The 11,601-nt window shown below is 62.2% G+C and carries 15 protein-coding genes; 11 read left to right on the forward strand and 4 right to left on the reverse strand.

Going from position 1 to position 11,601, the window contains the following annotated elements; translation table 11 throughout:
- Nucleotides 1–194 precede the first annotated feature (194 nt).
- Entirely contained in the window at nt 195–461 is a 267-nt protein-coding gene (locus tag E5W87_RS28175; protein ID WP_292404975.1) for a DUF2285 domain-containing protein, read from the forward strand.
- A 303-nt stretch (nt 462–764) separates the two neighbouring features.
- On the opposite strand, the gene E5W87_RS28180 is transcribed toward E5W87_RS28175, so the two are convergent.
- On the reverse strand, nt 765–1,361 hold the full coding sequence (locus E5W87_RS28180; protein WP_292404978.1) for a CatB-related O-acetyltransferase: 597 nt from the start codon (nt 1,359–1,361) through the stop codon (nt 765–767).
- 210 nt (nt 1,362–1,571) lie between these two features.
- On the opposite strand from E5W87_RS28180, the gene E5W87_RS28185 reads away from it, so the two are divergent.
- From E5W87_RS28185 to E5W87_RS28200, 4 genes are all read left to right on the forward strand, one after another.
- Entirely contained in the window at nt 1,572–1,832 is a 261-nt protein-coding gene (locus tag E5W87_RS28185) for a hypothetical protein (RefSeq protein WP_367118888.1), read from the forward strand.
- A gap of 117 nt (nt 1,833–1,949) precedes the next feature.
- Nucleotides 1,950–2,465 carry a DUF488 family protein gene (locus E5W87_RS28190; protein WP_292404981.1) on the forward strand — a complete coding sequence of 172 codons (516 nt, stop codon included), beginning with the start codon at nt 1,950–1,952 and terminating at the stop codon, nt 2,463–2,465.
- Entirely contained in the window at nt 2,443–3,171 is a 729-nt protein-coding gene (locus E5W87_RS28195; RefSeq protein WP_292404984.1) for a hypothetical protein, read from the forward strand. The genes E5W87_RS28190 and E5W87_RS28195 overlap by 23 nt, the downstream gene beginning before the upstream one ends.
- Before the next feature lie 30 nt (nt 3,172–3,201).
- Complete coding sequence (locus tag E5W87_RS28200; protein WP_292404986.1) at nt 3,202–4,329, forward strand: HNH endonuclease; 1,128 nt, start codon at nt 3,202–3,204, stop codon at nt 4,327–4,329.
- Here the strand turns inward: E5W87_RS28200 and efp are convergent.
- Nucleotides 4,305–4,871, reverse strand: coding sequence for an elongation factor P (efp, locus tag E5W87_RS28205; RefSeq protein ID WP_292404989.1), 567 nt, complete (start codon nt 4,869–4,871; stop codon nt 4,305–4,307). The two genes, E5W87_RS28200 and efp, sit on opposite strands and share 25 nt — an antisense overlap.
- Nucleotides 4,872–5,000: 129 nt before the next feature.
- On the opposite strand from efp, the gene epmA reads away from it, so the two are divergent.
- Nucleotides 5,001–6,044 carry an EF-P lysine aminoacylase EpmA gene (gene epmA, locus E5W87_RS28210; RefSeq protein ID WP_292404992.1) on the forward strand — a complete coding sequence of 348 codons (1,044 nt, stop codon included), beginning with the start codon at nt 5,001–5,003 and terminating at the stop codon, nt 6,042–6,044.
- A gap of 3 nt (nt 6,045–6,047) precedes the next feature.
- Here the strand turns inward: epmA and E5W87_RS28215 are convergent, their stop codons facing one another.
- Nucleotides 6,048–6,410 (reverse strand): endonuclease domain-containing protein, encoded by a 363-nt coding sequence (locus E5W87_RS28215; protein WP_292404995.1) that lies wholly within the window; start codon nt 6,408–6,410, stop codon nt 6,048–6,050.
- A gap of 260 nt (nt 6,411–6,670) precedes the next feature.
- On the reverse strand, nt 6,671–7,267 hold the full coding sequence (locus tag E5W87_RS28220) for a DUF922 domain-containing Zn-dependent protease (protein ID WP_292404998.1): 597 nt from the start codon (nt 7,265–7,267) through the stop codon (nt 6,671–6,673).
- A gap of 238 nt (nt 7,268–7,505) precedes the next feature.
- On the opposite strand from E5W87_RS28220, the gene msuE reads away from it, so the two are divergent.
- From msuE to E5W87_RS28245, 5 genes are all read left to right on the forward strand, one after another.
- The gene (gene msuE, locus E5W87_RS28225) at nt 7,506–8,057 is read left to right on the forward strand and encodes an FMN reductase (RefSeq protein ID WP_292405000.1); all 552 of its coding nucleotides are present in this window, start codon (nt 7,506–7,508) and stop codon (nt 8,055–8,057) included.
- A 48-nt stretch (nt 8,058–8,105) separates the two neighbouring features.
- Nucleotides 8,106–9,470: an LLM class flavin-dependent oxidoreductase gene (locus E5W87_RS28230; RefSeq protein WP_292405002.1), complete on the forward strand. Its 1,365-nt coding sequence runs from the start codon at nt 8,106–8,108 to the stop codon at nt 9,468–9,470.
- Nucleotides 9,471–9,496: 26 nt separating this feature from the next.
- A complete protein-coding gene (locus E5W87_RS28235) occupies nt 9,497–10,345 on the forward strand; it encodes an ABC transporter permease (protein ID WP_292405003.1) in 849 nt (282 codons plus the stop codon).
- Nucleotides 10,346–10,401: 56 nt separating this feature from the next.
- Nucleotides 10,402–11,400, forward strand: a complete 999-nt coding sequence (locus E5W87_RS28240; RefSeq protein WP_292405007.1) for an ABC transporter substrate-binding protein — start codon at nt 10,402–10,404, stop codon at nt 11,398–11,400.
- Between the two features lie 14 nt (nt 11,401–11,414).
- Nucleotides 11,415–11,601, forward strand: a 187-nt coding sequence (locus tag E5W87_RS28245) for an ATP-binding cassette domain-containing protein (protein ID WP_292405012.1), incomplete at its 3' end; no start/stop codon positions are given.

Here is an 11,601-nt window from a genome sequence, read left to right on the forward strand (position 1 = left end):
GCAGGCAACTGGCGTGAATGCTCGCGCCGGTCAATCAAGGCGCCGTTGATCACCGGGGAGGCGGCCTGAATTTTGCAGCCCGAGGGGGCGCGGAGTGCGGCGAGGCAGCGAACCTCGATCCGCCCGCGTCCTCCAATTGAAGGGCGCAGGTTTCTCCATAGGCTGTTACGGTGCGCCGTTGCTGGTAGATCGCAATGTTAAAGCCGCTGCTAGACCCTCATTTCGCAGACGTCGCGCCGACGTCTTCGGTGCTGACCGGCTATGACGAGGACCACATGCTAACTTATATCCGGCTGCTCGATGCGTCGGCGGACGGAGCCGATTGGCGTGAGGTCGCCCACACCGTTCTGCATATTGACCCGGAGCAAGAGCCAGAACGGGCATTCCGGGCCTGGGCGACGCATCTGGCGCGTGCCCGCTGGATAACTCGGAATGCGGCTTCGCGCCAATCAGCACGATAGCGGCGCGGATGACGCCCTGACATTTTCCATGGAACTGCCGTCCCGGTCTGCCCGTTTAGATAGGAAATCAATATGGGAAAGCGCCCGATGAACCCTTGGCAAATCAACACTTTGGAGGCGTGCTGCCTGCTTGCCGTTCCGCTCTCGCTTATCCTTACGGTTCTGGTGGCGGGTCTCATTCTTGGCTGAATTCCGCGCAGGCAAATCAGCCCAGCTGTTGCGAAATCTACCTAGCGCTTCGAACCGCACGCAGCACCCGCACAGCCTCTGGCTTGGCGGAGCGTCGAGCCTTCGCGGTCACGTTTACACGCGCCTTGAATTCTGGCGGACTGCATAGTGCTTGGCGAAAACGTCGGCGGACAGGTCGAAGGCGGCGCGCTCCTTTTTTAGCTGCGCCATGGGCCAGTTCCACCACTGGATTTCAAGTAGCGCAGCAATCGTTTCGTCGGAGAACCGGCGCTTGATCACTTTGGCTGGATTGCCGCCGACAAGCGTGTATGGCGCAACGTCCCTGGTCACGACGCTGCCGGCGGCGATAATTGCTCCGTCGCCGATGGTCACGCCTGAAAGGATGATCGCGCGGGCTCCGATCCAGACATCATTGCCGACGAGGATCGGGCCTTTCGAAACAAGGTACTCCAGGTTCTTTTTCTGCCGGAAAATCCGCGACTGAAAAGGAAAAGTTGAAGCCGTATCCGTTCGATGATCCGTCTGGCACAGAAAGAGTGTCCCTGGTCCGATAGAACAAAATGCGCCTATCTCGACTGGTGATTCCGCCGTGCAATTGAGGAATGTCCTGCCGTGGACACCATAGGTTTCGCGTCCGATTTTAGCGTGGCGCGAGATCGCTGCGGGATCGTCTTTCAGTCCCAGCCAAATCCGCAGTTTCTTGAAAGCCATCCCGGTTTACCGCCTGGATTCGGTGAGCCTGCAATCGACACCACCGTATCGATCCGCGCGGCTGCCTTAAATGTCATTCCTCAAGCCCCTGCTAATAGGTGGAGCATTGCTCAAGAGAGGGCATTTCGCAAGTGCGCTATGGCCGCGCGACGGATCGGGCACTGCTAACGCGAGGATTTCCGCGTCTCGCAGCAGGACGGCGCCAGGTCGATGGCGCTGACCGAGTGCGTCGACGGCGGCCGCAAGGGTGGCGTCGTCGCCGACCGCATCCCCTCAGCCGGCCGCGCCCACGCCGCCGCCACCCGGGCGCTGGCGCACTGGGAGGTGGCGAGCGTGGTGCACAAGGTGTGCTGCCATGGCGAAACGGTGCAGACGGGCGAGGCGCGCGATGTGGTGGTGAAGCTGCACAAGGTGGGGCTGGATTTGCTGGCCGTGCATTATGGGATGATGCTGGGGCGGCGGGTGAGCTGAGGGGTGGTAATCCTTCGTTTACTGGACTTGAAACAAACATTGATTCGGTGCGGCATCGTCTCAGGTCGACGTAAGCTCCGCATGCGAGTATCCACAGGCGAAATGCCGGAGAATAACATGAGTGTTGTCTACACGATCGGATATGAGGGAACAGACATAGACCGTTTCGTCGCAACGCTGAAAACCGTCGGCGTTAAGCGGGTAGCCGACGTCCGTGCCGTCGCACTTTCCCGCAAGAAAGGATTCTCCAAAAAATCATTGGCGGCTCGCTTAGAGTCTGAAGGTATCGAATACTTGCATTTCATAGACCTTGGCGACCCAAAACCTGGAAGAGATGCGGCACGAGCGGGACTTTTCGAGCAATTCCGTGCTATCTATTCTGCTCACCTTGATTCCGACAACGCTCAGTTGTCCCTCAAGGAGCTGGTAGCTGCGGCGGGGGAAAAGCCGACATGCCTACTGTGCTTCGAGCGCAATCCGGAGACCTGTCACAGGTCAATCGTTGCGGAGGAGATGATTGAGTCGATGGAGTTCGAGGTGTTCGATCTCTACGGCGACGATCCGGAGCGCTATGTCCGCAACGCCTCAAAGCTGCCAAGTTATCATCCTCGTGAAAGCGCTGCCGCAACGTAGTGCGAAGCACGGAGAAACCGTTTGTTGTGCGGGCATCACGCCCGAGGGCCAGTGGAAACGCCTCTACCCGGTGCGTTTCAGGCACCTCAAGGAAGAGAATAGCTTCAAACGCTGGGATTTCATCGACTTCAAGTACATCAGACCGCCGCGGGACAATCGTAGGGAAAGCTGTCGGGTCTTCGAAGACTCTATCGTCATCGGCAAGCGATTGGCTCCAAGCAAGCGGGCTGCATTCCTGAATCCACTGGTCTTGCCATCCGTGAAGGCTGCTGAGGAGCGTGGGGATTCGCTCGCGTTGATCCGACCTATCGAACCGCGTTTTTCTTACAAGCTGAAATCCTCCTCTGATTTGAAGGAAGAGCGCGATTCTTACAAACTGGCGGCCTCGCAAGGGTCGCTTCTGGACGACGACCTCGCTGTGTTAGAGCCCACACCCTATGAATTTAAATTCAGGTTCAAGGACGCACATGCGCTCCACGAATACACAAATGGAGATTGGGAGGCTCACGCTATGTATTACAACGAGCGAAAGCGTGGACGAACCGTGCAGGAAACGCTCGACTGGATGGATCACAGGTTCAATGACGACTACCCGAAACGCGGAATGTTGTTCGCCGTCGGGAACTTAGCAAAGCGGCCGCAGACTTGGCAGTTGCTTGGGGTTCTTCGGGTTGACGAGAATTTACAAGGTGCGTTTGCACTGTAGACGACGATGTCGTGACGATGGGATGGAATTGTGAAAGCCGTTTTTGATGTCAAGCCGGCGTCTGGCTACAAGGATGACATCACCCGCCGCTATCATTTTCCCTCCCGCAGCAACTACCTGGACGCAGCACGAAACGCGGTAGGTGACTGGGTGCTCTTTCGTGAGCCACAACGCAATGGCGGCCGACGCGCCTATATCGCTGCGGCGCGCGTAACCCGTGTCGAGCCGGACCCCGATCGGGCTGGTCATTACTATGCCAATGTGGCGGATTATCTCGAATTTCCGGCACCCGTGCCTTTCGTCAGGGACGGCCGTTATGCGGAGGCGCTATTGCGCGAGGTGCTAAATCCCAGCCTCGTCGGCCGCGCGGTCCAGGGCAAGTCCATGCGCCCGATTCTGACGGAGGACTTCAACGATATTGTGCTGGCTGGCCTCAGCGAAACCCTAGACCCCGCCAACGCCAGAAAACTCGATCTCGACATGCTGCCTTTCCAACTGTCGTTGCCGACACAGCCTGGCTTTGCCCAGACGGTTGATCGTCAGGTCGAGCAGATATTGCTGAACCGAAAAATCCGCGACGCGACCTTCCGGCTAGAAGTCTGCCGAGCCTATGAGGACAAATGCGCCGTCACCGGCCTCCGCATCATCAATGGCGGCGGCAGGGCCGAAGTTCAGGCGGCCCACATCAAACCGGTTGCGGCCGGCGGTCCCGACGTTGTGCAGAACGGCATCGCGCTGTCCGCCACCGTGCACTGGCTCTTCGACCGGCACCTCATCTCGATAGATGAGAACCATCGACTTCTGGTCGCCCATAACCGGGTGCCTAGTGAGCTAAGGAATCTCTTCCGCCCGGAGCATCAAGGTTTGCATCTGCCGTCGGATCGAAAGCTGTGGCCACACCGGCATTTTTGGCTCACCACCGAGAGGCGTTTGCCGGCGCGATGCACTGATCGCCGGGGGGGTGGCGACCCCTTAGGTTGGCGGAAGCTATCCCGCTTTCCGCACCGCCGCTACGCTCAAACGTCACGGAATGGATCCCAGGGTCTGCGCGACGTCGCTTCGCTCCTGCTCCGCCCTGGGATGACGAAGCGCGTGGTGTTTCGGTCTCCAACATCGGCGACCCGCCGCCAGCCTCAATCCTTCGCCCGCTCCACATAAGCGCCATCCGCCGTCATCACCACCACGCGGGTGCCGGCGCTGATATGCGGCGGCACTAGCGTGCGCACGCCGTTGGACAGCGTTGCCGGCTTGTAGGAGGAGGACGCCGTCTGGCCCTTGGTCACCGGCTCGGTCTCGACCACCTCGAAAGTGGCGCGCTGCGGCAGCACCAGCGAGATGGCGATGCCATTGTACTGTGAGACCTGCACCGCCATGCCTTCCGTGAGATAGGGCGCCATCTCGCCGACCACGCTTTCCGACACCGCGACCTGGTCATAGCTTTCCGGGTTCATGAAGTGGAAGCCTTCGCCGTCGCGGTAGAGGAAGGTGTGCTCGCGCTCCTCGACATAGGCGCGCTCGACCTGCTCGGTGGTGCGGTAGCGCTCCGAAACTTTCACCCCGTCGGAGATGCGGCGCATGTCGAGCTGGGTCACCGGCGTGCCCTTGCCCGGATGGATGTTTTCGGCAAAGAGGATCACATAGAGCTTGTCGTCCTTTTCGACGACATTGCCTTTGCGTAGGGAACTGGCGATGACCTTCACGGGCTTTATTCCTAAGAGCGTTGACTGGCCTGGAAGCGCCGACCGGCGCAAATCGGCTGCGGGAGCCGTCCGGTGCGGACTAGCGCATCTTGGCTGCAATCGCCAGTCCCCGATGCAAATCCGTCTGTCATGACCGCCGCCTCGCCCTGGTGGACGCCCGATGTTCACGCCGACCGCCGGCCACGGCTGATCCTGCGCAATGCCATCACTGCGTCCCTGCGCGACTGGTTTGCCCGCCGCGACTTCGTCGAGGTCGAGACGGCGGCGCTGCAGATCTCGCCCGGCAACGAGGCGCATCTGTCGGCCTTTGCCACCGAGGCGATCGGGCCGGACGGGCAGCACCTGCCGCTCTATTTGCACACCTCGCCGGAATTCGCCTGCAAGAAGCTGCTCGCCGCCGGCGAGACGCGCATCTTCAGCCTGAGCGCCGTCTATCGCAACCGCGAGCGCGGTCCGTTGCATCATCCGTCCTTCACCATGCTGGAGTGGTACCGAGCTGATGAGACCTATGAGACCCTGATGGAGGATTGCGCCGGGCTTGTCGCGCTGGCCGCCGAGCGCGCCGGCACAAAAATTTTCTCCTTTCGCGGCCGCGAGGCCGATCCGTTCGCCGAGCCGGAACGGTTGAGCGTCGCCGAGGCTTTTTCGCGCCATGCCGGCATCGACCTGCTGGCCACCGTCGCCACCGATGGCAGCACCGATCGGGAGGCGCTGTGGGCGGCCCTGGTCAAGGCGGGCCTACGCACCGCGGCCGACGACAATTGGGCCGATCTGTTCAGCCGGGTGATGGTGGAAAAGATCGAGCCAACGCTGGGGCAGGGGCGCGCCATCATCCTTTATGGCTATCCGATTTCGGAGGCGGCACTCGCCCGGCCGAGCGCGGATGACCCGAGGACCGCCGAGCGCTTCGAGCTCTATTGCTGCGGCGTCGAGCTAGCCAACGCGTTCGGCGAACTGACCGACGCCGCCGAGCAGCGCCGGCGCTTCATCCTCGAGATGGACGAGAAGGAGCGCATCTATGGCGAACGCTATCCGATCGACGAGGATTTCCTCGCCGCGCTGAGCATCATGCCGCAGGCGAGCGGCGCCGCACTCGGCTTCGACCGGCTGGTGATGCTGGCAACCGGGGCGCTGCGGGTCGAGGATGTGATGTGGACGCCGATGGCGGAGTGAAAATCAGCGCCTGTCCGGCCCGGCCACGATGATTATGTGCTGGCAGACATTGTCGATGTCGCGAATGACGTCGTCGTTCCAGAAGCGCAGGATGGTCCAGCCATCCTGCTCCAGACGCTTTGTCCTCGCCTCATCGCCTGCATTGGCGTCGCCATGCTGCGAACCATCGACTTCGACGACGAGTTTCTTTTCCGGGCAAGCAAAGTCGACGATGTAACCAGCGATCGGAAATTGTCTCCGGAACCCAAGCCCCATCAGCCGATGCGCGCGAAGCTCATTCCAGAGCTTCAATTCGGCGTCGGTCATGGCTTTGCGCATCGACTTGGCATTCGCGCGATTTCGTGGGGGCAATGGCGTGTGAGGCATTGTCAATGCTCGGGTGCTATTGAGGTCGGCGCTCTACGGCGCCCCCCTCTGTCCTGCCGGACATCTCCCCCACAAGTGGGGAGATTGGCAGTTGCGCCGGCAGCGCCTATTTTTCGAGGTTGGCGATTGGCGAAATCAAGGATGACGGCCGATCTCCCCCCAAGTGGGGGAGATGTCCGGCAGGACAGAGGGGGGCGCTGTCCCGCCCAACTTGCCATGATTTCCAGCTCCACCTCACTGCTTCTCCTCCCGGTGGGATCTCACCGCCCCATCAGCAAATTCACGATGAGCCACTGCAGATTGCCGCGCGGGGCGAATTCTACCCGGTCGAAATCGCGGCTTGCCTGCCGCTGCGCCTGCGAGAGTTCGGCAAGCCGCCTGGTCATTTCGGTCCTGATCTTGCTGCAGCCGGGATCGTCGGGGACGGACAGGCCGATGGTGGCCGTCTCGATCTTGCGGACCATGTCGACGATGATGTCGCCATGCACCTTTTCGTGGGCGGCGAGGCCGGCGGCAAAAACGTTCCAGCTCTTCTGCACGGCGGCCGGCACCGGCCCGGACGTTTCGGGCAAGGTGTAGGTTATGATGAGCTTCGGCCGCGCCGATACCAGCACGCAGGCATTGCCTTGTCGCTGATAATCCCTGACCCAGGTCAGCTTGAAGTTGGTGTAGGCCATGGCGCGGACCTTGCCTTTGCCGATCATTGGCCCCCGCTCGCCCATCGAGGCATGGAGCTGGGGACCGGTCTGCCCTGAAACGGCGTAGGTCTCGACCGTCTCGATCGGCTTCCACCCCGCCTGCGCCGGCGATGCCAGCAAACAGGCCAGGAGCAGATACGTCAGAACGGCTGTTTTCATGCGAATCCCCCGGGGCGATGCCTTTGGTGCGCTTGATCATCAACGCGTGGCTGGAATGCGGTCAAGGCGTCCTTGCCCTAAACCTCGGCGTTCGCAATTCGCGTCGAATGAACCAATCAACGGCGATGTGCCGCAAACTCAATCCGCTTGGCGGCCTCGTTTTGAAATCTTCTCGCTCATTTAATTCTATAAACTCAGTAGAGTTAATGCACACAAGCCGTTTTGCGAGGAGCCCAAAATGTCGAAAAAGCTGGTGGTGGGGCTGTCAGGCAACCTGACCCGTCCGTCGAAGACCAAGGCGTTCATCAGCCACATCGTCGCGGAGGTGGCGAGCAGCACCGGTGCAGTCTCGACCGTTTTCGACATCGAGGATCTCGGTCAGTCCTTCCCGCTGGCGAGGCGTATCGGCGATCTGGATCCGTTGGCCAGAAACATCGTCGAGCGACTGCTGGGCGCCGATGTCCTGGTGGTTGGCTCGCCGACTTTCAAAGGCAGCTACACCGGGCTTTTCAAGCATTTCTTCGACCTGCTCGACCCGTCATCCCTGAGGGGAAAGCCGGTCATCCTTGCAGCAACCGGCGGCGGCGATCGTCATTCGCTGGTGGTCGAACATCAGCTGCGGCCGCTGTTCGGCTTCTTCGAGGCGCTGACCCTGCCGACCGCGATCTACGCCTCCGACAAGGACTTCGCCAACGGCGTGCTGGTGTCCGAAGCCATCCATGCTCGCGCCAGGCAAGCGGTCGCCGAAGCATGCCGGGTGGTGCCCCGCAGCGTCGGTCTTGCCGCCTGAATACCTGCCAGTCGATTCCCTTTCCGCACAGCTCAGAAGGAACCCGCAATGACCAGACCCAGCAAGTCCAGGCAGATCAAGCTTGGCGCTTTCCTGCCCGGTGGCGGACAGCATATCGCAGCCTGGCGCCATCCTGACGCGCCGGCCGACGGCGCGACGAATTTCGAGTTCCACAGGCAACTCGCGCTGACCGCCGAGCGCGGCCTGTTCGACGCCTATTTCCTCGCAGACAATCTGACCGTCGGCCTCGGCGCCCGCGAAGGCGGCAATGCCAAGATCGCCGGGTTCGAGCCGGTGACGCTGTTTGCCGCATTGGCGCCGCTCACCACGCATCTGGGCTTCATCGCCACCGCATCCACCACCTATGAGGAGCCTTATACGCTCGCCCGCAAGTTCGCCTCGCTCGACCTTCTGTCGAATGGCCGGGCCGGCTGGAATGTCGTGACCTCGGCGGGCGACGAGACCGCGCGCAATTTCAATCGCGAGACGCAGCCTGCTCACGCCGAGCGCTATGCCCGGGCGCATGAGCATGTCGAGACGGTCAAGGCGCTGTGGGACAGCTGGGAAGACGATGCGTTCATCCGCGACAAGAAGTCGGGCCGCTTCTACGACAAGGACAGGCTTCACGACATCGACCACAAGGGCCCACATTTTAGCGTCAAAGGCCCGCTCAATGTGCCGCGCCCGGTGCAGGGCCACCCGGTGGTGGTGCAGGCCGGGCAGTCGGAGGACGGCCGCAAGCTCGCCGCCCAATCCGCCGAGGTCATCTTTACCGCCCATCAGAATCTGGCCTCGGCGCAAGAATTCTATCGCGACATCAAGGCGCGCGTGGCGGCAGTCGGCCGCGATCCCGGGCAGGTGCTGATCATGCCGGGCGTGGCCCCCTTCGTCGGCCGCACCGAAGAGGAAGCCCGCGCCAAGTACCAGCAGCTGAACGACCTGATCCTGCCCGAGGATGGCGTGGCCCTGCTCAACGGGCTGGCCGGCCAAACGCTCGACATCAGGGGTTATCCGCTCGACGGTCCTTTGCCGCCGAGCAAGGAAACCGAAGGCATGAAGAGCCGCCAGGCGCTGATCCGCCAGATTGCCGACGAGCACAACTTCACCATCCGCCAGCTCTACCAGTGGGTGGCAACGGCCCGCGGCCACTACACCGTCATCGGCAGCGCTACCCAGGTCGCCGATCAGCTGGAGGAATGGTTCGGCAACGAGGCCGCCGACGGCTTCAACATCCTGCCGCCCTGGCTGCCTGGCGGGCTCGACGACTTCGTCGACCTGGTGATCCCCGAGCTGCAGCGCCGCAGCCTGTTCCGCACCGCCTACGAAGGCAGGACGCTGCGCGAGAATCTCGGCCTCAGGCGACCGGAAAACCCTTGGACCGCCGCCCGCTCGAAGGTGCTGGCCGCCGAATAGATTCTCTTGAAGCAAAGGGCAAGACGATGAGTTTGCAACACATCGAGCAGCGGGTCACGATCCCTGCACATGGCGGCAGAACCAGCCTTGGCGGCGATTTCCCGCGCCTGGCCAACCGGACTGTCGTCCGCTTCCTGTCCCGCTACGGCATCCTGATCGCCTTCCTCGCGATCTGGCAGGTCTCAAGCCGCGCGGGATGGGTCAACGCCGCGGTGCTGCCGCCGATCGACACGATCGTCACCGCATTGTGGAACGGTCTGGCCGGCGGCACCTTGCTTGGCGACATCGCCATCAGCCTGCAGCGCGCCGGCTTCGCCTTCGCGGCGGCCGTGGCGGTTGCTATCCCGCTCGGCCTGTTCATGGGCCAGGTGCGCGCCGTCGAAACCGCGCTTGATCCGATCCTGCAGGTTTTCCGGCAGACATCGGCGCTGGCGCTCTACCCGGTGTTCATCCTGCTGCTCGGGCTGGGGGAGGCATCAAAGATCTTCGTCATCTTCTGGGCGACGCTGTTTCCGCTGCTGCTCAACACCATCAGCGGCGTCAAGCAAGTCGATCCGAAACTGCTCGAGATGGCCCGGGTCTACGGCGCCACGCGGCTCACCGTGTTTCGCCGTGTTGTGCTTCCGGCGGCTGTCCCGTCGATCTTCGTGGGCCTGAGGCTGAGTGCGACCACGGCGCTCTTGTTGCTGATCGCCTCCGAAATGATCGGCGCCAACAAGGGCATCGGCTTCCAGGTGATGAACGCGCAATACAACTTCCAGATCCCGCTGATGTTTGCGGCGATCGTCATCCTCGCCGGCCTCGGCCTGATCGCCAACCAGGCGCTGGTCAGCCTGCAGCGACGGCTCTGCCGCTGGAGCAATCCCGTCGACTGACCAGCTTTCACCATCCTCTCCAACAGGCCATCCTCTCCAACAGGAAAGACCCGATCATGCCAATCACTCGCCGTTCCCTGCTTGCCGGCGCTCCCTTTGCCGCCGGCATCGTCGCCGCCGGCCTGCCCCGCTTCGCCGTTGCGCAAGCCGCGCCCGTCACGTTGCGCTACCTCGCCAGCCGCGGCAGCATCTCGCCGCATGAGCTGGCCGGCGAGCTCGGCTATTTCAAGGGCCTCGGTATCGAGCTGGAGAATGTCGGGTATTCCGGCGGCGGCCCGGAATCGCTGTTCGCGCTCGCCTCCGGCAGCGTCGATCTCGGCTCGGCTGCAACCGCTGCGGTGATCAATTCGATCTCCGGCGGCAATGACTTCGTCGCCGCCTATCCAAGCAACGGCATCAACAGGCAAGTGCGCAGCGTCTTCTACGTGCTGGAAGACAGTCCGATCAAATCGATTGCCGACATCGCCGGCAAGACCATTGCGGTCAATACGCTCGGCGCCCATCTCGACTATACCGTGCGCGAGGCGCTGCACGACGTCGGCCTGCCGCCGGATGCCGCCAACCTCGTCGTGGTGCCCGGGCCGCAGCTTGAACAGACCTTGCGGTCGCGCCAGGTCGATATCGCTGCACTGGGCTATTGGCAGGCGACGTTTGCCGGCGCCCTGGTCGAAAATGGCGGCGTGCGCGGTGTGTTCAACGACACCGACGTGCTGGGCGAACTGGCCGGCGGCTTCGTTGTCCTGCGGCGCGACTTCATCACGGCGCATCCGGAGAGCGCCCGCAATTTCGTCGAACAGTCGGCCCGCGCCGCCGACTGGTCGCGCCAGAACCCGGACGAGGCGCGCAAGGTGCTTGCGGACATCCTCGACAAGCGCGGCGAAAATGGCGCGCTGGCGCGCTACTGGACCGGCTTCGGCCTGCGCGAAGGGGCGAAGGCTGACGACCGCGACATCGACTTCTGGATCAGCGTGCTCGAGCGCGACGGCCGCCTGCCCAAGGGCAAGCTGAAAGCCGCAGACATCCTTTACCGGCGCGGCGAAACGAAAACCAACTGACCGGGATGGGCGCGATGGCCAGCAAAGGCGGCGGCGAGGTCACGATACGCGACCTCTCCAAATCCTTCACCCTCAGTGGGCGCCGGCTTGCCGTGCTGAGGGCGCTCAACCTCGATATCCGCTCCGGCGAATGTCTGGTCATCGTCGGCGCCAGCGGATCGGGCAAGACCACGCTGCTGCGCATTCTTGCCGGGCTGGAGG

Origin of the sequence: Mesorhizobium sp. (assembly GCF_004962925.1) — a bacterium.
Taxonomy (GTDB): Bacteria; Pseudomonadota; Alphaproteobacteria; order Rhizobiales; family Rhizobiaceae; genus Mesorhizobium.